The sequence below is a fragment of the Streptomyces sp. NPDC059851 genome (assembly GCF_042732005.1).
Classification (GTDB): domain Bacteria; phylum Actinomycetota; class Actinomycetes; order Streptomycetales; family Streptomycetaceae; genus Streptomyces.
The window spans coordinates 23,413-44,731 of record NZ_JBHWJJ010000028.1 but is presented as its reverse complement, the minus strand read 5'-3'; the positions used below and the strand labels follow the sequence as shown (position 1 = coordinate 44,731).

The 21,319-nt window shown below is 73.2% G+C and carries 18 protein-coding genes; 9 read left to right on the top strand and 9 right to left on the bottom strand.

All coding sequences use genetic code 11. The features are described 5' to 3' along the window. Nucleotides 1–601: 601 nt before the first annotated feature. The 6 genes from ACFV7Q_RS12915 to ACFV7Q_RS12890 all read right to left on the bottom strand — a co-directional run bounded on the left by ACFV7Q_RS12915 (nt 602) and on the right by ACFV7Q_RS12890 (nt 5,450). Nucleotides 602–934 (bottom strand): DUF3099 domain-containing protein, encoded by a 333-nt coding sequence (locus ACFV7Q_RS12915; protein WP_385427615.1) that lies wholly within the window; start codon nt 932–934, stop codon nt 602–604. Between the two features lie 62 nt (nt 935–996). Next, entirely contained in the window at nt 997–1,287 is a 291-nt protein-coding gene (locus tag ACFV7Q_RS12910) for a DUF1416 domain-containing protein (protein ID WP_385427540.1), read from the bottom strand. 55 nt (nt 1,288–1,342) lie between these two features. Continuing rightward, nucleotides 1,343–2,188: a sulfurtransferase gene (locus tag ACFV7Q_RS12905; RefSeq protein WP_385427537.1), complete on the bottom strand. Its 846-nt coding sequence runs from the start codon at nt 2,186–2,188 to the stop codon at nt 1,343–1,345. Nucleotides 2,189–2,607: 419 nt separating this feature from the next. Continuing rightward, nucleotides 2,608–3,336, bottom strand: coding sequence for a DUF2993 domain-containing protein (locus ACFV7Q_RS12900; protein ID WP_385427534.1), 729 nt, complete (start codon nt 3,334–3,336; stop codon nt 2,608–2,610). Between the two features lie 118 nt (nt 3,337–3,454). Continuing rightward, complete coding sequence (locus ACFV7Q_RS12895) at nt 3,455–5,185, bottom strand: hypothetical protein (protein WP_385427532.1); 1,731 nt, start codon at nt 5,183–5,185, stop codon at nt 3,455–3,457. Nucleotides 5,186–5,195: 10 nt separating this feature from the next. Next, nucleotides 5,196–5,450: a MoaD/ThiS family protein gene (locus tag ACFV7Q_RS12890; protein ID WP_385427529.1), complete on the bottom strand. Its 255-nt coding sequence runs from the start codon at nt 5,448–5,450 to the stop codon at nt 5,196–5,198. 515 nt (nt 5,451–5,965) lie between these two features. Between ACFV7Q_RS12890 and ACFV7Q_RS12885 the strand changes: the two genes are divergently transcribed. The 5 genes from ACFV7Q_RS12885 (at nt 5,966) to ACFV7Q_RS12865 (ending at nt 11,553) form a co-directional block, all read left to right on the top strand. Beyond that, entirely contained in the window at nt 5,966–6,700 is a 735-nt protein-coding gene (locus tag ACFV7Q_RS12885; RefSeq protein WP_385427527.1) for a winged-helix domain-containing protein, read from the top strand. A 92-nt stretch (nt 6,701–6,792) separates the two neighbouring features. After that, complete coding sequence (locus ACFV7Q_RS12880; RefSeq protein WP_385427524.1) at nt 6,793–7,815, top strand: LacI family DNA-binding transcriptional regulator; 1,023 nt, start codon at nt 6,793–6,795, stop codon at nt 7,813–7,815. Nucleotides 7,816–7,985: 170 nt separating this feature from the next. Then, the gene (locus ACFV7Q_RS12875) at nt 7,986–9,176 is read left to right on the top strand and encodes a S1C family serine protease (protein WP_385427521.1); all 1,191 of its coding nucleotides are present in this window, start codon (nt 7,986–7,988) and stop codon (nt 9,174–9,176) included. Nucleotides 9,177–9,262: 86 nt separating this feature from the next. Next, nucleotides 9,263–10,018, top strand: a complete 756-nt coding sequence (locus ACFV7Q_RS12870) for a response regulator transcription factor (RefSeq protein ID WP_385427519.1) — start codon at nt 9,263–9,265, stop codon at nt 10,016–10,018. Continuing rightward, nucleotides 10,015–11,553 (top strand): sensor histidine kinase, encoded by a 1,539-nt coding sequence (locus tag ACFV7Q_RS12865; RefSeq protein WP_385427517.1) that lies wholly within the window; start codon nt 10,015–10,017, stop codon nt 11,551–11,553. Before ACFV7Q_RS12870 ends, ACFV7Q_RS12865 begins: the two co-directional genes overlap by 4 nt. Here the strand turns inward: ACFV7Q_RS12865 and ACFV7Q_RS12860 are convergent. Both ACFV7Q_RS12860 and ACFV7Q_RS12855 read right to left on the bottom strand, forming a co-directional pair. After that, complete coding sequence (locus ACFV7Q_RS12860; protein ID WP_385427514.1) at nt 11,533–12,465, bottom strand: phosphatidylinositol-specific phospholipase C; 933 nt, start codon at nt 12,463–12,465, stop codon at nt 11,533–11,535. The two genes, ACFV7Q_RS12865 and ACFV7Q_RS12860, sit on opposite strands and share 21 nt — an antisense overlap. Nucleotides 12,466–12,524: 59 nt before the next feature. Continuing rightward, complete coding sequence (locus ACFV7Q_RS12855) at nt 12,525–13,112, bottom strand: TetR/AcrR family transcriptional regulator (protein WP_385427512.1); 588 nt, start codon at nt 13,110–13,112, stop codon at nt 12,525–12,527. A gap of 135 nt (nt 13,113–13,247) precedes the next feature. Here ACFV7Q_RS12855 and ACFV7Q_RS12850 point away from each other — a divergent pair, with 135 nt between their 5' ends. Beyond that, nucleotides 13,248–14,021, top strand: a complete 774-nt coding sequence (locus ACFV7Q_RS12850; RefSeq protein ID WP_385427509.1) for an alpha/beta fold hydrolase — start codon at nt 13,248–13,250, stop codon at nt 14,019–14,021. A 142-nt stretch (nt 14,022–14,163) separates the two neighbouring features. On the opposite strand, the gene ACFV7Q_RS12845 is transcribed toward ACFV7Q_RS12850, so the two are convergent. After that, nucleotides 14,164–15,978, bottom strand: a complete 1,815-nt coding sequence (locus tag ACFV7Q_RS12845; RefSeq protein ID WP_385427507.1) for a bifunctional metallophosphatase/5'-nucleotidase — start codon at nt 15,976–15,978, stop codon at nt 14,164–14,166. 335 nt (nt 15,979–16,313) lie between these two features. Between ACFV7Q_RS12845 and mshD the strand changes: the two genes are divergently transcribed. The 3 genes from mshD to ACFV7Q_RS12830 all read left to right on the top strand — a co-directional run bounded on the left by mshD (nt 16,314) and on the right by ACFV7Q_RS12830 (nt 20,688). Next, nucleotides 16,314–17,246 carry a mycothiol synthase gene (gene mshD / locus ACFV7Q_RS12840; RefSeq protein WP_385427505.1) on the top strand — a complete coding sequence of 311 codons (933 nt, stop codon included), beginning with the start codon at nt 16,314–16,316 and terminating at the stop codon, nt 17,244–17,246. A 222-nt stretch (nt 17,247–17,468) separates the two neighbouring features. After that, on the top strand, nt 17,469–19,745 hold the full coding sequence (locus tag ACFV7Q_RS12835; protein ID WP_385427502.1) for an RNA degradosome polyphosphate kinase: 2,277 nt from the start codon (nt 17,469–17,471) through the stop codon (nt 19,743–19,745). Further along, nucleotides 19,726–20,688 (top strand): CHAD domain-containing protein, encoded by a 963-nt coding sequence (locus ACFV7Q_RS12830; protein WP_385427499.1) that lies wholly within the window; start codon nt 19,726–19,728, stop codon nt 20,686–20,688. The genes ACFV7Q_RS12835 and ACFV7Q_RS12830 overlap by 20 nt, the downstream gene beginning before the upstream one ends. Nucleotides 20,689–21,319 lie beyond the last annotated feature (631 nt).

Here is a 21,319-nt window from a genome sequence, read left to right as displayed (position 1 = left end):
ATCTCTTGGAGGGGATTCCGGTGGTCCGGGGGGTGGCCGATCTGGGGGTGCCCCAGAGGGAGTCTGGGGAGGATCAGCGCTGGCCCTGGTACAGCTTCTTCACGGCCAGGCCGGTGAAGGCGAGGACGCCGACGCAAACCAGGACCAGCAGGGAGGTGAAGACTGCCTCAAGCACGGGGTGCTCCTCGGAGGTTTCGGGTGGCGGGTACGGGGCCGGTCCCCAAGCCTACTGGCCTGGGGACCGGTGCACTCCGTGAGGTGGGCCCCAGCCGTCACCTCCGGCGCGGCGCGGCGCGCCCCGCCGCCGCGGGGCGGACCCGCAACCCCTCAGCCGAGCAGCTGGCTCTGCAGGATCCCGTCCGGTGGAACGGGATCACGGGCAGCCCGCCCCGGCGCGTCTGGACGACCACGGCCCGCACGTCGCCCGCCTGGGCGCATCCGAGTCGGAACCGCGGCAGGCCGCCACCGGGCGTCATCTCCTCGCACGGGGCGAGGTCGCCGCTGCTGGGCGCGTCGGCCGGGCCGACACCCCGGCCGCACGTGACGCTGGGCTGGCGGGTCCTGACCGCGAAAACGCGTCACGTTTCGGGTTGGCGGGGAATCATTCGTCCCGGCGCCGCTTGCCGTCCAGTTCGTCCCACCACTCGTCGGACTGCGGATCTCCCGAGGGGTCGTCCCACCAGCGGTCGTCCGGGCCGCGCCGGTTCGCGATCATCGCGGCGATCGGCGGGATGACCATGGCGACGACGCACATCGCCACGGCGGCCTCGACCGAGAGCAGGCGCACGAAGGACCAGGCGGAGACGAAGAGGAAGAGGCATCCGCCCATGAGGAGGAAGTAGATGCGGCGCCGCCGGGCGTACATGCCTCCAGAGTAGGTCCGGAGGCGGCCCGCACGACGGTGGACGGCGCGGAGGGCCGCACCCCGCTCCAGTGGCGTCCAACCCCCTGGGGTGCGGCCCTCCGGCCGGTTCTCGGGCCAACGGCCCGCGACGATCAGACCGCGATCGCCACGTCCGTCACGCTGCCGGCCTCGGCAACGACCACGGCACGGTCCGCCTGGCCGCCCGGGACGAGCGCCCGCAGCGTCCAGGTGCCGGTCGCCGCGTAGAAGCGGAACTGGCCGGTCGCCGAGGTGGGGACCTCCGCGGTGAACTCGCCGGTCGAGTCGAGCAGCCGCACGTAGCCGCTGACGGGCTCGCCGTCCTTGGTCACCTGTCCCTGGATGGCCGTCTCACCGGGCTTGAGCGTGGAAAGGTCCGGTCCGCCGATCTGTGCTCCGCACATGTTCCTCTGTCCTGTCCTCGAAGAAGTGGTTCTGCTGGGCGTCGCGTGCCCGGGACTACTTGTTGGCGCCCAGCTCGATCGGCACGCCGACCAGGGAGCCGTACTCGGTCCACGAACCGTCGTAGTTCTTGACGTTCTCCTGACCCAGGAGCTCGTGGAGCACGAACCACGTCAGCGCGGAGCGCTCGCCGATGCGGCAGTAGGCGATGGTGTCCTTCGCCAGGTCGACCTGCTCGGTCTCGTAGAGGGCCGTGAGCTCCTCGTCGGACTTGAAGGTGCCGTCGTCGTTGGCGTTCTTCGACCACGGGATGTTGCGGGCGGTCGGCACGTGACCGGGGCGCTGCGACTGCTCCTGCGGCAGGTGCGCCGGGGCGAGGAGCTTGCCGGAGAACTCGTCGGGCGAGCGGACGTCGACCAGGTTCAGGGAGCCGATGGCGGCCACGACGTCGTCGCGGAAGGCGCGGATCGAGGAGTCCTGGGCCTTGGCCTTGTACTCCGTGGCCGGGCGGTTCGGTACCTCGGCGCCGTCGACCAGGTCGCGGGAGTCCAGCTCCCACTTCTTGCGGCCGCCGTCGAGGAGGCGGACGTCCTGGTGGCCGTACAGCTTGAAGTACCAGTACGCGTAGGAGGCGAACCAGTTGTTGTTGCCGCCGTAGAGGACGACGGTGTCGTCGTTGGAGATGCCCTTGGCGGACAGGAGCTTCTCGAAGCCCTCCTGGTCCACGAAATCACGGCGGACCGGGTCCTGGAGGTCCTTCTTCCAGTCGATCCGGACGGCGCCGGCGATGTGGTTCTTGTCGTAGGCGGACGTGTCCTCGTCCACCTCGACGATGACGACGTTGGCGTCGTTCAGGTGGGCCTCGACCCAGTCGGCGTCAACGAGGACGTCGCTGCGGCTCATGGTGTTCTCCTCCGGGGCAGTGTGCGGCGGGGCGGTGCGGGTGCTGCTGAGGGCGCGCAGGGCGCTCCCGTGGGCACTGAGCGGGGAGGCGCCAGTGGACAGGGAGGGAAACGGCTGCGCGCGGTCACGCGGGAAGGACGGTCGTCCGAACAGGTGGAGCGGATGCGCTCTCAGGTCACATGGATCGACAGAGCATGGCGGCGACGCGACACAGGTCTACTGCCCGTCGCTTCGTGAGGTCCGCCTGCTGATGCTTCATGCCTGGATCGTAGGGACGAACGGGCCGCCCTGTCACCGGTGTGTCATATATCGAGACAGGAACGCTCGAATGGCGGGACGCAAGGCGCCCCGGACGGCACCCGCGCCCCTCGCCGGCGGCTCCGCCCGGCCGGCCCTTCTGCGGATCGGACCGCTCCGTCTCACGATCCGGCCAGCGAGACGTCCGTTCCGCTCAGCGTCAGGTGGACGCCGGCCTCGTCGGCGGTCAGGCCGGTCAGTTGGAGCCCCACCGGCAGCCCGTCGTCGAGGCGCCGCTCGAAGTCGGTCTTCTTGCGGATCGCGGTCTCGATCCCGGGGATGCCCTCGCCGGGCACCTCGTCGGCGCGCACCCGGACCAGTTTGCCGCCGCCCTTGCCGTTCCCGCCGTCCTTCGCGTCGACGAGGGTGACGGTCGACACCACGCTGCGCGTGAAGGTCCGGCCCAGGATCTCCACCGACGCGGTCACCTTCACCTTGTCCTGCGCCCCTCCGTGGGTGAGCTTCACGCCGGTCTGCGAGGCCTCCGTCAGATCCGGGTACGTGATCAGCGCCGAGCCCTCCGCACGCCGGGCGGTACCCCCGCTGTAGTCCCCGTTCAGCTCCACCCCGCTGAAGCTCGCCCGGAGCTGCGAGAGCCGCGTCTTGCGGCCGTCCGCGACGGCGTCGACGCCGTCCAGCCGGACGTCGACCCGTTCGAGCTCGTGGCTCAGCGCCTGGGTCAGGAACGGGAAGCCGTGGATCTCCACCTCGGCGGACCCGGCCAAACCCTGGCGCGCCTGTATTCGCTCGGCGAGCCTGCCCTCGGCATAACCGGCCGCCCAGCGGTCCGCGCCGACGGCCAACGCGCCCAGCACCACGACGATGATCACGACGACGCGCAGGAAGCGCATGCGCCTCTCCCCCCTGTAGACCGGTACGTCCGCCCCTAGTTGACCATGCAGGGACGTACGGAGGCCGTCAGCGTCGCCGACGGCCTCCGTACGCGTTCACAGGGTTACTGACCGGGCCTCAGCCCACCACCCGCCCCATCAGGTAGACGGCGGGAGCGGCGGCCGCCAGCGGCAGCGCCACGCCGGCCGTCATGTGCACGAACTTCGACGGGTAGTCGTACGCCGCGACGCGCAGCCCGATCAGCGCGCACACCCCGGCGGCCAGGCCGAGCAGCGCCCCGCCCACCCCGACGGAGGTCAGCCCGCCGACCGCGACGCCCGCACCGGCGGCCGCGGCCAGCGACACGCCGACGGACGGCATCGGCGGCAGGGGCAGCGCGCGGACGAACACGGCGACCGCGACGGCCACCGCGCCGACGGTGACGGCGGCGGAGTCGGCGGCCAGGTAGCCGGCGCACACGATGGCGAGGGCGGCGGAGGCCACCGACGCCATGAGGCCGTACATCCGCTCATCGGGGTCGGCCTGGCTGCGCAGCTGGAGGACGAGCGTGAGCAGCACCCACACGCCGAGGGTGCCGATGATCGCGCCCGCGCCGTACGTGTCGTCCACCGCGAACACCGCGGCATCCGCGACGAGGGCTCCGGCGAAGGCGAGGACGATGCCCTGGCGGGCCGGCCACATGCCGTTGAGCCGGAACCAGCCGGCCGCGGTGAGTCCCTGGAGCACCACCAGCGGCAGGAGCAGCCCGAGGTCCCCCATGACGGCGGCGACGGCGAGCAGCAGCCCGAGCGCGGCGGTCAGCACGGCCGACTGCGGACCGGGGTCGATGATCGGCGAGCGGCCCTCGGCGCGGGCCTGGGCGGGGTCGACGGCGCGCATGGTGTTCCCACCGAGGGTGGGCGGGGAGTACTCGGGCTCCCCGGCCGGGTCGACGGGCCCACCGGGGGCGCCCGCGGCGGCGGAGGGCGCGGCGTGCCGGCCGGGGGCTGCTGCGGCGGAGGCCGGCTGCGGGTCCGCCGCCTGCACCGGCACGGGCTCGGCGGCGGCCTGCGGCGGCAGGTAGGCGGTGGTCTCCACCCAGGCCCCGGTGGGAGCGGCCGCGGCAACGGGAGCCGCGGGGGCCGCGTCCCGGAACCAGCCCTCCGGCGCGGCGCCCTCCTGCACCGGCGGCAGGTACGCGGTCTCGGCGGCGGCGCTCGGCTCCGGCACCGGCTGCGGCGCCGGCACCGGCGGGAGATAGGCGGTCTCGTCAGCAGCGCTCTGCGGCACCGGCGGGAGGTAAGCGGTCTCGGCGGCGGCAACGCTCTGCTGCACCGGCGGAACCGGCGGGAGGTACGCCGTCTCCGCGGCGGCACTGCTCTGCTGCTGCACCGGCGGGAGGTACGCCGTCTCGGCGGCCCAGTCCTGCACCGGCGCGGCAGCAGCCGCCGGCGCCGGGGCGGGCGCGGCGGGGGCCTCGTCCCGGAACCACCCCTCGGGCGCCACCGGAGCCTGGTACGCCTGCGACGGGTGCTGCGGCTGGTGCTGGTGCTGGTGCTGTGGCTGGTGCTGGTGCTGCGGGGTGGGCGCCGAGCCCCCGTACGACTGCGGGTAGGCCGTCTGTCCCCAGTCCGTACCCGCACCCGGAGCCGCACCCGGAGCCGGCGCGGGTACGGCGGGGGCCTCGTCCCGGAACCACCCCTCGGGCGCCGCGGGCCGCTGCACCGGCTCGGCGCGCTGCACCGGCTGGTAGCCCGTCTCCCAGGTGTCCGACTGCCAGGTCTGGGTCGTGTACGGGTCCTGCGGGGGGTACCCCTGCTGCCCGGGCTGCTGCTGCCGCCCCTGCTGCTGTTCCTCGGGAGTGCTCATCGGTTTCCGCTCACCCGCCCGCGAACGGCGGGAGCACCTCGACGGTGCCCCCCTCGGTCAGCAGGACGGAATCGTGCGGGCGCTTGCCCACGGGTTCGTCGTTCACGAGGAAGGAGCAGCGCAGCAGGACCCGGGTCAGCTCCCCGGGGTGGCGTTCCCGCACTGCGTCGAGCGCCTCGGCCAGTGTCCGCGCCGAGTACGGCTCCTCCGCCGTGTGGGCCGCGGCCTTGGCCGCCGCCCAGTAGCGGATGGTTCCGGTTGCCACTGCAGCTCCTATCGTCGGCTCTCTACCGTCGTCGGCCTCCATGATGGCCCCTCCCGGCCGCCGGCCCGTGTGCCACCGTGCGCCCCGGGTGCGCCCGGAGTGCGCCCGGACGGCCCTGAGGAGCCTCCCCGAAGCCCGCCGAACCGCCGAAACCGGGGCATACGCTGGTTCCGGGGGTGGCGCGAACCACAGGAAGCGCGGACCGGGAAGCCTCGGCCCGACGTCGGCGGGTGGGCTATTCTGCTGGCGAAGGATCCGGGCAACGTTGCCCCCGGGTCCTTTTGTGCTTTCAGTACGTTGAACGGAACGAGAACGAAGGCGCCCGGCCGGCCCCAAGGCGCGGGGACCGACCGACGCCGCGCAGGCAGTAGGCACCAGGCACCGAGCACCACGCCGCACCACGACGCACCCCGTACGAAGCAGTACCGCGAAAGTCCTCGACGGGACCGAGGAGGAACCGACGTGACGGACCAGCGAACCGTGCACCACCGACCGACCCGGGCAGGGGGTCGGGCATGAGCTCCCTCCTGCTGCTGACCAACGCCCTCCAACCGTCCACCGAGGTACTGCCGGCCCTCGGCCTGCTGCTGCACAACGTACGGGTGGCCCCCGCCGAGGGCCCCGCCCTCGTGGACACCCCCGGGGCGGACGTCATCCTCGTCGACGGCCGCCGGGACCTGCCCCAGGTGCGGTCGCTGTGCCAGCTGCTGCGTTCCACGGGGCCGGGCTGTCCGCTGATCCTCGTCGTCACCGAGGGGGGCCTGGCGGCCGTCACCGCCGACTGGGGCATCGACGACGTCCTCCTCGACACCGCCGGCCCGGCCGAGGTGGAGGCGCGGTTGCGGCTGGCCACCGGCCGCCAGCAGCTGGGCGCCGACGACTCCCCCATGGAGATCCGCAACGGTGACCTGTCGGTCGACGAGGCGACGTACTCGGCGAAGCTGAAGGGCCGGGTCCTCGACCTCACCTTCAAGGAGTTCGAGCTGCTCAAGTACCTCGCCCAGCACCCGGGCCGGGTCTTCACCCGGGCCCAGTTGCTGCAGGAGGTCTGGGGCTACGACTACTTCGGCGGCACCCGGACGGTGGACGTGCACGTGCGGCGGCTGCGCGCGAAGCTGGGCCCGGAGCACGAATCGCTCATTGGCACCGTCCGGAACGTCGGCTACCGTTTCGTCACCCCGGAGAAGGCCGAACGGGCCGCGGCGGAGACCGCGGACCGGGCGCCGACCCAGGTTGCCGCCGACGCGTAGCGGGGCGTCCCCCGTACGGCGGAAGCACCCGTGACCGTCCGGTGCGCAGGATGCCCTGCCCAGAGGCCGGTCACCCCGCGTAGACTCCCAGCGTGGCCAAGGTGACGCGGGATGATGTGGCGCGACTTGCGGGTACTTCAACCGCCGTCGTGAGCTACGTCATCAACAACGGACCCCGGCCGGTCGCCCCGGCCACGCGCGAGCGTGTCCTCGCAGCGATCAAGGAGCTGGGTTACCGCCCGGACCGGGTCGCCCAGGCGATGGCGTCCCGGCGCACCGACCTCATAGGCATGATCGTTCCGGATGCGCGCCAGCCGTTCTTCGCGGAGATGGCCCACGCGGTGGAACAGGCGGCCGCCGAGCGCGGGAAGATGGTGCTGGTCGGGAACTCCGACTACCGGGACGAGCGCGAGGTCCACTACCTGCGCGCCTTCCTCGGCATGCGGGTGTCCGGCCTGATCCTGGTCAGCCAGGGCATGAGCGAGCGGGCGGCCTCCGAGATCGAGGCGTGGGACGCCCGAGTCGTGCTGCTGCACGAGCGGCCCGAGGCCATCGACGACGTCGCTGTGGTCACCGACGACATCGGCGGCGCCCAGCTCGCCACCCGCCACCTCCTCGAACACGGGCACGAGTACGTCGCCTGTATCGGCGGCATCGAGAACACCCCGTCGGTCGGCGACCCCGTCGCCGACCACGTCGAGGGCTGGCGCCGGGCCATGCTGGAGTCGGGCCGGTCGGTCGAGGGGCGCCTGATCGAGGCCCCGTACAACCGTTACGACGCCTACCGGGTGGCGCTGGAGCTCCTGTCGGGCCCCGACCGCCCGCCGGCCATCTTCTGCGCAACCGACGACCAGGCCATCGGCGTGCTGCGGGCCGCCCGGGAGCTGCGGATCGACGTGCCCGGGGAGCTGGCGGTCGCCGGCTTCGACGACGTGAAGGAAGCGGCGCTGACGGACCCGCCGCTGACCACCGTCGCCTCGGACCGCCCGGCGATGGCCCGGGCCGCCGTGGACCTCGTCCTCGACGACGGACTGCGGGTGTCGGGCTCGCGCCGGGAGCGGCTCAAGCAGTTCCCGTCGGCGCTGGTGATCCGGCGCTCCTGCGGCTGCCTGTGAACCGCTCCTGCGGCTGACTCCGCATTCCGGGCCGTCGCCCCGTCGGAGACACCGGGCCGTCGGAGACACCGGGCCTCGGGAGACACCGGGCCGTCGGGCGCACCAGGTTCTGTCGGGCTTTTCAGCGGGCACTCAGAAAGCTCTCATGATCCGCGGACAGAGTCCTGTACATGACCGAGACCTTCCGCCGGGACGGCGGGTACCCGCAGGATGACCGCACGTACCTGGGCGCGCCCCTCGGCGGCTCGTACCCGCCGCCGCCCGTGTACCCGCCCGGCGCCGACAGCCCGGCGCCCGGATGGTTCGAGGCGCACCAGCCCCACGGAATCCACGGCGAGACCCTTCCCCCGGACGGCCCGGCGGCCACCGCGCCCGCCGGACCGGCCGCGGGCGGTCCGGCGCGCGCCGCCCGGGCCAAGCGCCCGGTAGCGCTGCTCGCCGCCGTCGCGATCACAGCGGCGGTCGTCGGCGGCGGCACCGCCACGCTCGCCCAGCAGCTGCTCGGCGACCGGGCGGGCATCGCGGGCGGCTTCAACGGCACGGTCGTCTCGCAGTCCACCAGCGGCACGGTGACCGGGGTCGCCGAGCAGGTCAGCCCCTCGGTCGTGCGCATCGACACCCGTACCGGGTCGGGCCGGGGCACCGGCTCGGGCTTCGTCCTCACCGCCGACGGCGAGATCGCCACCAACAACCACGTCATCAGCGGCGCCAGCGAGATCCAGGTGACCCTGAGCGACGGCAGGAAGTTTCCCGCCAAGACCGTCGGCACGGACCCGGACAAGGACCTCGCCCTGATCAAGCTCCAGGGCGCATCCGGCCTGAAGCCCGCCCGGCTCGGCAACTCCGACGGCGTCCGGGTCGGCGACCAGGTCGTCGCGATCGGCTCCCCGGACCGCCTCACCGGTACGGTCACCAGCGGAATCGTCTCGGCGCTCAACCGTGAGGTCAACGTGCCCAAGTCGGACCAGCAGGCGCCGCAGCGGCAACGCGGCGGCGACGGCGGCGGCAGCTGGCCGTTCTCCTTCGACGGCCGCCAGTTCAACGGGAACACCGGCTCGAACACCACCTCGTACAAGGCCATCCAGACGGACGCCTCCCTCAACCCCGGCAACTCCGGCGGCGCCCTCGTCAACATGAACGGCGAGATCATCGGCATGCCGTCCGCGATCTACTCGCCCGCCGCCGACAGCTCCGCCGCGGGCAGCGTGGGCCTCGGCTTCGCCATCCCGGTCAACACGATCAAGGCCGACCTGGAGTCCCTGCGCAAGGGCGGCAATGGCGGCAGCGGCAGCAGCGGCTCCGCCGGCGACAGCGGCCGCTCCCCGTCCTCCGCCACCGACGGCTTCGGCGCGGCCTTCTAGCCGACGGGTCGTGCGACGCTGGAAGGCACCGTCGGCCAACCCGCCGCCGGCCGCCGACCACCGCACACCACCCCTGGGGGGACCGCATGAAGCCCGTCGAGGACGACCAGCAGCGCATCCTCGTCGTCGACGACGAGCCCGCCGTACGGGAGGCCCTGCGCCGCAGCCTCGCCTTCGAGGGGTACGCGGCACAGACCGCCGTCGACGGGCTCGACGCACTCGACCGGGCCGCCTCGTACGCCCCCGACCTGATCGTCCTGGACATCCAGATGCCCCGCATGGACGGCCTGACCGCGGCCCGCCGGCTGCGGGCCGCCGGGAACACCACACCGATCCTGATGCTCACCGCCCGCGACACCGTCGGCGACCGCGTCACCGGCCTCGACGCGGGCGCCGACGACTACCTCGTCAAGCCGTTCGAACTGGACGAGCTCTTCGCCCGCGTCCGGGCCCTGCTGCGGCGCAGCGCGTACACCGCCCCCGTGCCCGGTCCGGCCCGGGAACCGGAGAACCACCTCGTCTTCGGGGACCTGCGGATGGACCTCGCGACCCGGGAAGTGACCCGGGCCGCGCGCCCGGTGGAGCTCACCCGGACCGAGTTCACGCTGCTGGAGATGTTCCTCGCGCACCCGCGGCAGGTCCTGACCCGCGAGCAGATCCTCAAGACCGTGTGGGGCTTCGACTTCGAGCCCAGCTCCAACTCCTTGGACGTGTACGTCATGTACCTGCGCCGCAAGACCGAGGCCGGCGGCGAACCCCGCCTGGTCCACACCGTGCGCGGCGTCGGGTACGTCCTGCGCACGGCCGGGGCCGGGGCCGGCGATTCCGGGGGTCCGGAGTGAGCCCCGCAGCACGGTTCCGCGGGCTGCCGCTGCGCTCCCGGCTCGCCCTGCTGGTGGCGGTCGCGGTGGCGGTGGCCGTCGCGGCGGTGGCCGCCGTGTCGTGGGTGATGGTGCGCACGCAGCTGCGCGAGCAGTTGGACCGGACGCTGGTGGCCACGAACCCGGACACGGAGGTCGTCCGGGCGCTGAGCGACGGGGTCTGCGTCACCGCGCCCGCCCGGCCGGCCCGCGAGATCGCCGGGAACCTGAACGCGACCGTCCAGATCGTCCTGCCGAACGGCGCCCACTGCTGGGTGGGCGGCCGCACCGACCTTCCGGTGGTGCCGGCCGACCGGGAGGTCGCCACCGGCCGGCGGCTCAACGTGCTGCACGACGTGCAGACCGCCTCCGGGACCCGGATGCGCGTCTTCACCTTCCAGGCGCAGGCCCAGCCGAACGCCCCGGTCTTCGGGATCTCGGTGGCCAAACCGCTGGCCGACATCGACAAGCCGCTGTCCACGCTGACCTGGGTGCTGCTGCTGGTCTGCGGGGTCGGAGTGGTCGGTGCGGGCGCGGCCGGCCTGTGGGTGGCCAGGACGGGGCTGCGGCCGGTGGACGAGTTGACGGGGGCGGTCGAGCACATCGCGCGCACCGAGGACCTGACGGTGCGGATCCCCGACGAGGGCGACGACGAGATCGCCCGCCTGTCGCGGTCGTTCAACTCCATGACGGCGGCCCTGGCCTCTTCCCGGGAGCGGCAGGCCCGGCTCATCGCCGACGCCGGCCACGAGCTGCGGACGCCACTGACCTCCCTGCGGACCAACATCGAGCTCTTGGCGCGCAGCGAGGAGACCGGCCGGGCCATCCCGGCCGAGGACCGGCGGGAGCTCCTGGCCTCGGTCAAGGCGCAGATGACGGAGCTGGCCTCGCTGATCGGCGACCTCCAGGAGCTGTCCCGGCCGGACGCGGGCCCGCCCGCCCGGCTGGAGGTCGTGGCCCTGCACGAGATCGCGGACAGCGCACTGTCGCGGGCCCGCCTGCGCGGTCCGGAGCTGGTGTTCGAGGCGGGGCTGGAACCCTGGTACGTGCGGGGCGAGGCGGCGGCGCTGGAGCGGGCCGTGGTCAACGTGCTGGACAACGCGGTGAAGTTCAGCCCGCCCGGCGGGGTCGTCTCGGTCGCGCTGCGGGCGGGCGGGCTGACCGTACGGGACCGCGGGCCCGGCATCCCGGCCGAGGACCTGCCGCACGTGTTCGAGCGGTTCTGGCGGTCCTCGTCGGCCCGGGCGCTGCCCGGCAGCGGGCTCGGCCTGTCGATCGTGGCCCGTACGGTGCAGCGCGCGGGCGGTACGGCCGAGCTGCGGGCCCCGGGCGACGGCGGCCCGGGCACGGAGGCGGTGCTCCGGATCCCGGGCGCGCCGACACCGCCTCCCGCGACGGCGGCCGAAGCGGCGGGAGCCGTTGAGGCGCCCGGGGCGGTGCGGGCACGTGGCACTGCCCACACGCGCGGGGCTGCCGCCACCACCGCAGCGGGAGTGTCAGTTGTGCCGGATGAGTGAGGCGACCAGGCCGGAGCGGGTGTTCGGGAAGTCCATCGGGACTATGCCGAGCCCGGTCCGGCCGGCCAGCTCGCCGCCGTCGACGAAGGCGTGCACCTGCGGATTGAGCCGGTCGGAGTTCCAGCGCGGCGGCAGGTAGGCCGAGGTGCTGGTGTAGTTCACGAAGAGCTTGCCGGGCTGCTCGACGGCCTTGCGGAAGTGGTTCTCGATCCTGCCGCGTTTGGTGAAGGGCTCGGCGTTCCAGTCGTCCTGGACGTCGAAGACGCTGCCGTCGCCGTACCGCAGACCGGGCAGGCCACCGTTGTCGGCGAGGAGCACCACCCGGCCGCGGGCCTGGCCGAGGGTGGGCAGGGTGTCGGCGATCCGGAACAACGGCCGCCAGCCGCGGTGGTCGAGGTAGTCGTCGAAGACGGCGCGGAAGACGGCGTCGCTCTCCGTCGAGTACTCCTGTCGGACCCGCATCAGGACCGTCTCGCGGGGGTGGGCCGCGAGGAAGTCCCGACAGGCGACGAGGACGTCACCGAACATCAGGCCCTGGTAGAAGGATCCGTGGTGGATGGCGAACGAGCCGCCCGTCACGCGGCAGCGCACGTCGAGGAAACGGATGCCGGAGTCGAGCTGTTCGGCGATCGAGGTGTTCTGGCAGGCGACGTAGAGCCCGCCCTGGCGGGCGCCGGAGTCATGGCTGCCCGGAATGGTCATCCGCTGCAGGGCGGTGGGGTCTCCGAGTCCGGACATCCAGTCCTGGGTGCCCAGTGCGCGTGCGTCCAGTGCGCGTGCGCCCAGTGCGCCTCTGCCCGGGGCGCGTGTGCCCAGTGGGCGTGCGGAGGCGGGGGCCCCGCCCAGCGTGAGGGCCGCGCCCGTGCCCGTCACCACCGCCCCGAGGAGAAACGCCCGACGATCCACGGCCATGCCCGCCCCTTTGCCGGTCCGGTTGGTGGCCGGATTATGGCGTGCGCGAGCGCGGTTTACTACCCGTCGGTAGGCACCGGTCTGTCGAGCAGCTCCACCATGGCGCGCAGCCCCCGGGCGAGCCCGTGCCCGGTCGGCGCCCCTTCCGGATCGGTCAGGGCCTGCACCATCACCCCGCTGAGCAGGGCGATGTGCAGCGAGCCCAGGCTGCGGGCGTCCTCCTCCGAGACCTCCTCCGTCGGGACCCCGCGCAGCACCGCGGCCACCATCCGCCGGTTCTTGCGCTGGCTCTCGGCGAGGACGGCGAGCAGCTCGGGCGAGGACTGCGCGTGGACGAAGGCCTCCACCGAGGCGAGCCACAGCCAGCGCATCTCGGAGAAGTCCCGGATCTTGCGGTCCCAGGTGTCGGCGTACCGCTCCTCGGCGGTGTCACCCTCACCGGCGAGCCGGCCGGCGCCGGCGGCCCATTCGTCCATGGCGGTGAACAGCGCCTGGTTGAGCAGCGCCTCGCGCGAGCCGAAGTGGTAACCGATCGCGGCCATGCTCACCTGCGACGCCGCGGCGATGTCGCGCACCGTGGTGCGCAGATAGCCCTTCTCCTCCAGGCAGCGGCGCGCTCCGGCCAGCAGGTCCTCGCGATTTCCCATGTCGGGATGGTAGCCGCGCACCGATTTTGCGCATGTGCCCAAGACGATCGTATTGCGCGCTTGCCCAAACGCTGGCAGGCTGAAGACAGCGAAGGGGCGGCACCCCGCCGCCCCCGCACGAACGGGGGTCCACGCATGCGCCACGCGCTGAAGATCGACGACCGCACGCTGTCCTACCTGGACTTCGGGGGCCCCGGTCGCCCGCTGCTCGCCCTGCACGGGGGCATGTCCGAGGCCGCCGCCTGGACCGGCCTCGCCGAAGTGCTCGGCGACGAGTGGCGGGTCATCGCCCCCGACCAGCGGGGCCACGGCGACTCCGACCGGGCCCCGGAGCACAGCCGGGAGGGCTACGTGTCCGACGCGGTCGCCCTCCTCGACCACCTCGGCCTCGACTCCGTCGCCGTCATCGGCTTCTCGCTGGGCGCGATGAACGCCTACCACCTCGCCGCCCGTCAGCCCCACCGGGTCAGCGCCCTCGTCAACACAGAGGGCCCCGTCGAGATCGCGCCGGGCGGCACCGACCGGTTCGCGTTCCTGACCGGCCTGCCGTACACCGCCGGCACCCGCGAGGAACTCCTCGCCGCCCTCGGCGCGATGGGCCCGGTCTACGAGGCCGCGCTGCGCCCGCTGCCCGGCGGCGGCTGGCGGCTGCCGTTCCACCCGCAGGACGTCCTCGACACCATCGCCGCGGCCGCCCACGACAACTGGGACGCCTGGCTGGCCACCACCTGCCCCGCCCTCCTCGTCCACGGCCGGCGCAGCGAGGCCCTGCCGCAGGCGCAGGCCGACGCCATGACCGCCCGGCGCCCCCACACCGCCTACGTCGGCCTGGACACCGAGCACTTCCTGCCGTTCCAGGACCCCCAGGGCTTCCACGAGGCCGTCAGGAAGTTCCTGGCCGGCCTGTGACCCCGCGGCGACCCGTGCCCCGTGACCACGGGGGTGCCACCGGGCACGGGCCGCCGCACCGACCCGGAAAACGCCGGAGGGGCGGCGGGCCGGACGGGCCCACCGCCCCTCCGGGCGTGCGGTGCGGCAGGAGCCGCGTCGCTCACTTGATGACGGTGATCCGGTCCGCGGCCGGCGGGGCGATCGGGCTCGCCGCCGAGGACTTCGCCAGCAGGGCGTTGAAGCAGTCCAGGTCGGACGCGCCCACCAGCTTGTTCTTGTGCTCCTTCAGGACGGTGAAGCCGTCACCGCCGCCCGCGAGGAACTCGTTCATCGCGACCCGGTAGGTCTTGGCGGGGTCGATCGCCGCGCCGTTCAGCTTCACCGAGTCCACGACGACGCGGTCCGCGCCCGACTTCGTCATGTCCAGGGTGTAGGTGAAGCCCTTCGAGACCTGCAGGATCTTCGGGTTCACCCCGTTGACCGGGCCGCTGACCTGCTGCTGCAGGGCGGTGATCAGCTGCGCGCCGGTCAGGTCCACGATGTTCATCATGTTGTTGAACGGCTGGATTGTGTACGACTCGCCGTACGTGACGACGCCGTCGCCCTCTTCGGCCGAGGCCTTGTAGGCAAGATCGGAGCGGATGCCGCCCGGGTTCATCAGGGCCAGCTGCGCGCCGCCCTTGTCCGCCGGGGCCGTGGCCTCCAGCTGCGCGTCCGCGATCAGGTCGCCGAGCGGCTTCTCCGGCGCGTCCAGGCCGCGGCCCGGGATGTCCGCCGAGATGTAGCCCATCGGGCGGTTCGCGACCGGGGCGGCGAGCGCCTTCCAGCGGTCGATCAGCTCGGTCATGTCGGGGGCCTTGGGCACGTCCCGGGTGACGACCTTGTTGACCGGCTTCGGCGAGGCCACCGGCGTACGGACGATGTCCTTGGTCTGCCGGTCGTACGTCAGCGTGGTCTCGGTGAACAGGCGGCCCAGGGAGGCGGCCGAGGTGACGGCGCGCGGGTTGCCCGCCGGGTCCGGGATGTTGCAGGCGTACGCCTGGTGCGTGTGGCCGGTGACCAGCGCGTCGACCTTCGCGTCCACGTTCTTCGCGATGTCCACGATCGCGCCGGAGATGCCGGCGCCGGCACCCGGCACGTTGCAGTCGTAGTTGTACGCGCCGTTCGCCGGCAGGCCGCCCTCGTGGATCAGGGCGACGATCGACTTCACGCCCTGCTTGTTCAGCTCGGCGGCGTACTTGTTGATCGTCTCGACCTCGTCGCCGAACTTCAGGCCCTTGACGCCCTCGGCCGTCACGACGTCCGGGGTGCCCTCCAGGGTGACGCCGATGAAGCCGATCTTGACGTCCCCCTTCTTCCAGATCCAGGTGGGCGACATCATCGGACGCTTGGTCTTCTCGTCCACGACGTTCGCGGCGAGGTACTTGAACTCGGAGCCGGTGAACTCCTTGCCCATCTCGAAGCAGCCCTCGACCGGGTGGCAGCCGCCGTACGCCATGCGGCGCAGCTCCTGCTTGCCCTCGTCGAACTCGTGGTTGCCGACGCTGGAGACGTCCAGCTTCAGCTTGTTCAGCGCCTCGACGGTCGGCTCGTCGTGGAACAGACCGGACAGCATCGGGCTGCCGCCGATCATGTCGCCGGCCGCGGCGGTGATGGAGTACTCGTGGCCCTTGCGGGCCTCGCGCAGGCTGGTGGCCAGGTATTCGACGCCACCGGCCGGTATGGCCTTGGTGGTGCCGTCAGGCTGACGCTCGGTCACGGTGCCGGAGGAGCCCTGCGGGGGCTCCAGGGTGCCGTGGAAGTCGTTGAACGACAGCAGCTGCACGTCGACGGTGCGGCTCTTGCCCGCGCCGCCGCCACTCGCGGCACCGGCCGGCAGAGCGGCGACGACCAGCGCACCGGAAGCGGCCGTGGCGGCCGCCGCGATGAGGGTCAACCGGCGGTTTCGGCGGTGCCGTTGTGGCCTCGCTGACATTTTGTCCCCTTATGAACAGCGGTAAAGCATGGAGGTCGGGCGCAGCCTACGGTCAACGCGCGTAGCACCGACAGGGGGGTGACGTATCGAGCTGGTCACACGCGGACCGACGGACTCCCCGCCCCCGCCGCCACTCCTCCCTCCGCCCCCGCCGCACCCCCGCCGCCGCTCCTCCCTCCACCCCCGCCGCCTCTCCTCCCTCCGGCCCTCCCGCCGCCCGCCCGCCCGCCGTTGCGCCGCCCTCGCGCCGGTCCGCCGACCCGCCCGCGCGATCTGTCGGCGGGACCTCGCCGGGACACCACCGCCCGCACGCCCGACCGCCGTACGCTCGGAGCATGACTGACGACGCAGCAGCGGCCCTGGAGCCGGGACGCCAGATCCAGACCCTCGACGAACTGACGGAGGAACAGGCCGACGCCGTCATCGCCCTGCTCGAGGACGCAGCCCGCACCGACGGCACCAGCGCCGTCTCCGAGCAGGGCAGGCTCCAGCTGCGCGGCGGCCGCCGCGAGGGCATCCGGCACTTCCTGCTCACCGAGAAGGGGCGGCTCGCCGCCTACGGCCAACTGGAGGACACCGACCCGGTGGAGGCACCCGCCGCCGAACTCGTCGTGCACCCCGCACTGCGCGGCCGCGGCCACGGCCGCGCCCTCGGCTCGGCCCTCCTCGCCGCCTCCGGCAAGCGGATCCGGGTGTGGGCGCACGGCGGCAAGTCCGCCGCCCGCCACCTCGCCCAGGTCCTCGGCCTCACCCTCTTCCGCGAGCTGCGCCAGCTGCGCCGCCCGCTCGGCCCCGACTCGCCCCCGCTGCCCGAGCCGGTCCTGCCCGCCGGGGTGACCGTCCGCACCTTCGTGCCCGGGCAGGACGACGCGGCCTGGCTCTCCGCCAACGCGGCCGCCTTCGCCCACCACCCCGAGCAGGGCGCGCTGACCCAGCGCGACCTCGACGACCGCATGGCGCAGCCCTGGTTCGACCCGAAGGGCTTCTTCCTCGCAGAGCGGGAAGGGGAACTCGTCGGCTTCCACTGGACGAAGGTCCACGCCGACGATCAGCTGGGCGAGGTCTACGTGCTCGGCGTCCGGCCCGGCGCCCAGGGCGGCGGCCTCGGCAAGGCCCTCACCGCGGTCGGTCTCCAGCACCTGGCCGCCGCCGGCCTGCCCACCGCGATGCTGTACGTCGACGCCGACAACGCGGCGGCCCTCGCCGTCTACGAGGGCCTCGGCTTCAGCACGCACGAGGTCGACCTCATGTACCGAACGGAGAGCTGAGCGTCATCACCCGTACGGGCCTCCCGGGCGCACGGGGGCCCGTACGGGTGCATTCCGGAGCGAAGCTGACGTACTCGTGCACGATCCGGAGCCTGGAGGCCATACGCCATTCACCGGACCTTAAGACGCGCTTGCGACTCTCCGTGCATGCAGCCCCGACTCCGACTGACCGCGGCCCCTTCCGACGCGCCCGTCCTGCCGCGTGCGCGGAACAATGGAGTCATGAGCCACCAGCCCAGCGCAGGACCCGCCGAGGTCCCCGCCCAGCACACGTCGTCCACCTCCGCCGCGGCCCCTGCCGGCTCGCCCGCCGCGCGCGCCAGGCTCGGCTCCATCGCCGCGCACCGCCCGCACGCCAGCGGCCTCGAAGCCGACCTCGCCCCCGAGATCGACACCGACATGGACTCCTACGACGACAAGGAGGGCGAGGAGCTCCCGCCCGGGCGGTTCCTGGACCGCGAGCGCAGCTGGCTGGCCTTCAACGAGCGGGTCCTGGAGCTGGCCGAGGACCCCACCACCCCGCTCCTGGAGCGCGCCAACTTCCTGGCGATCTTCGCGAGCAACCTCGACGAGTTCTTCATGGTCCGCGTCGCCGGCCTCAAGCGCCGCATCGCGACCGGCGTCGCCACGCGTTCGGCGTCCGGCCTCCAGCCCCGCGAGGTCCTGGACCTCATCTGGACGCGCTCGCGCGAGCTCATGGCCCGGCACGCCGCCTGCTACCAGCACGACATCGCCCCCGCGCTCGCCGAGGAGGGCGTCCACCTCATCCGCTGGCCCGACCTCACCGAGAAGGAGCAGGCCCGCCTCTTCACCCTGTTCCGCAACCAGATCTTCCCGGTGCTGACGCCGCTGGCCGTGGACCCCGCGCACCCCTTCCCGTACATCTCCGGCCTCTCCCTGAACCTGGCCGTCGTCGTGCGCAACCCCGTCAGCGGGCACCGCCACTTCGCCCGCGTCAAGGTGCCGCCGCTGCTGTCGCGCTTCCTGGAGGCCTCCCCGCAGCGCTACGTCCCGCTGGAGGACGTCATCGCCGCGCACCTGGAGGAACTCTTCCCCGGCATGGAGGTCCTCGCGCACCACATGTTCCGGGTCACCCGCAACGAGGACCTCGAAGTCGAGGAGGACGACGCCGAGAACCTCCTGCAGGCCCTGGAGAAGGAGCTCATGCGGCGCCGCTTCGGCCCGCCGGTCCGCCTGGAGGTGGAGGAGTCCATCGACCCCGGCGTCCTCGACCTGCTGGTCCAGGAGCTGAAGATCTCCGCCGCCGAGGTCTACCCGCTGCCCGGTCCACTGGACCTGACCGGCCTGTTCGGCATCGCCTCGCTGGACCGGCCCGAGCTCAAGTTCCCGAAGTTCGTCGCCGGCACCCACCGGGACCTCGCCGAGGTCGAGTCCGCCTCCGCACCCGACATATTCGCCGCGCTGCGCGAGCGCGACGTGCTCCTGCACCACCCGTACGACTCGTTCTCCACCTCCGTACAAGCCTTCCTGGAGCAGGCCGCCGCCGACCCGCACGTCCTCGCGATCAAGCAGACCCTGTACCGGACCTCCGGCGACTCCCCCATCGTGGACGCGCTCATCGACGCCGCCGAGTCCGGCAAGCAGGTCCTCGTCCTCGTCGAGATCAAGGCCCGCTTCGACGAGCAGGCCAACATCAAGTGGGCGCGCAAGCTGGAGGAGTCCGGCTGCCACGTCGTGTACGGCCTGGTGGGCCTCAAGACCCACTGCAAGCTCTCCCTCGTCGTCCGCCAGGAGGGCGACACGCTGCGCCGCTACTCCCACGTCGGCACGGGCAACTACCACCCCAAGACCGCCCGCCTGTACGAGGACCTCGGCCTGCTCACCGCCGACCCGCAGGTCGGCGCGGACCTCTCCGACCTCTTCAACCGGCTGTCCGGCTACTCGCGCCGCGAGACCTACCGCCGCCTCCTCGTCGCACCGCGCTCGCTGCGCGACGGGCTCATCGCCCGCATCGACAAGGAGACCGCCCACCACCGGGCCGGCCGCCCCGCGTACGTGCGCCTCAAGATGAACTCCGTCGTCGACGAGGCCCTCATCGACGCCCTCTACCGGGCCTCCCGGGCCGGGGTCCCCGTCGACATCTGGGTCCGGGGCATCTGCGCCGTGCGCCCCGAGGTCCCCGGACTGTCGGAGAACATCCGGGTCCGCTCCGTCCTCGGCCGCTTCCTGGAGCACTCCCGGGTCTTCGCCTTCGGCAACGGCGGCGAACCCGAGGTGTGGATCGGCAGCGCCGACATGATGCACCGCAACCTCGACCGCCGCATCGAGGCACTGGTGCGGGTCACCGACGCGGCCCACCGGGCGGCGCTGGACCGGCTGCTGGAGACGGGCATGTCCGACTCCACCTCCTCCTGGCACCTGGGCCCGGACGGCGAATGGACCCGGCACAGCACCGACCACGACGGCCAGCCGCTGCGGCACGTACAGGAGATGCTCATAGACGCCCGGAGGCGCCGGCGTGGCTCTGCCAAACCATGACCTGACAGCGAACGTGAGCGGCGAGGGCTCCGCGGGGGACGTGCTCGGCGCGTACCTGCGGGCCCAGGCCACCGCCTTCCTGCGCGGCCTCAGGCTGCACGAGGAGTGCGGGGCCGACGCCGCGGACGGTGCCGACGCGGCGCGCAGCCTGCGGGGGGCTGCGCGCCGGATCAGCGGATCCCTGGCGACCTTCCGGGCGGTCACCGACGCGTCCTGGGCCGACGGGCTGCGCGGCGAGCTGGCCTGGCTGGCCTCGACGCTGGCCGACGAGCACGCGTACGCCGCCCGGCTGACCCGGTTGCTGGAGGCGCTGCACCACCTGTCGGGCTCGCCGGAGGTGCCCGCCCCGCGCGGTACCCCGGGCGCCCTGACCGTCGGCTCGGCGCGGGCCGCCGCGCTGCTGGAACGGCAACTCACCCTGGCCCGGACCCGGGCCCACTCCGCGACGTTGCACGCGCTGGGCTCGTCCCGGTTCCACGCGGTGGCCGACGCGGTGGCCGTCCTGGCCTCCGAGGTGCCGCTGGACGTGATCGCCGCCCGGGGGCGGGTCGGGGACGTCCTGGTCCCGCTGGCGGAGGTGACGCGGACCCGGCTCACCGCGGCCGTCGCCGCACTCCCCGCCGCCGCGCAGGTCCACCCGTACCTGCCCGACCACGACGGCGTCTGGCACGAGGTGGGCCGCCTGCTGCGGATCCACCGCTACGCCCGGGAGGTCCTCGGCGAGGACGTGGCCCGCCTGGCCGCGGCCGGCGAAGCCCTGGACCGGCACCGCGACGCCGCCGAGGCGGCCGCCGCGTCGGCCGCCGCCGCCCGCACCCCGCGCATCGCCCCGGCGACCGCGTACGCCCTGGGGGTCCTCCACGCCGACCAGCGCCACGAGGTCGAGTCGGCCCGCCTCGCCTTCCACTCCCTCTGGAACCCGGTCGCCGCGACCGCCACCTGATGCTGCCCCGCCCGCCCGGACGGCTCCGGGCCGGCGGCGCCCATGGCGGCCTCCTCCGCCGGCGACCTGCCGCCACGTACGACCACGTACGACCACGTACGGCTGCGGCAGGTCCCGGCGGCCCGAGCCGGCGCGCCCGGCACCACGCGCACACCGCCCACAGGACCAGCACCGTCGAATTCCGGCCAGTTGCGCCCGACCGCCCTCCCCCGCGTCGAGAGCCCCGTCCACCCCGAGCGTTCCGCGGCGCCCGGCCCGGGTTTCCGCCCGGCGGACGCGTCACCGCCCGGCGAATATCGCCGAGTCCGATCACACAAGAATTCGAATGACCGCTGGTCGCCCCGCCCGCCGGCCGCCCCGCCCGCTGGGCCGTGCGGCCCCGAGCCCGCCGCCGGCACGGCCGGCAGCAGCGCTCCCGTCACCGGCCCCGCCCACGGCCGCGCCCCGCAGGGGACCGCATTCCGGTTCACCGGTTCCCTGCGGTTCCGTAGCCCGGCACCCCCTCGACCCACGCCCCGAGCCAGGGACGAGCCCGCGGCGCACACGGCACCGAAGCCCCTCCCCCACCGGTCCGGCGGACAGGCCCACGACCCCCGGACCGGTCCCGCGCCGGCGTCCGGACGGCACCCGG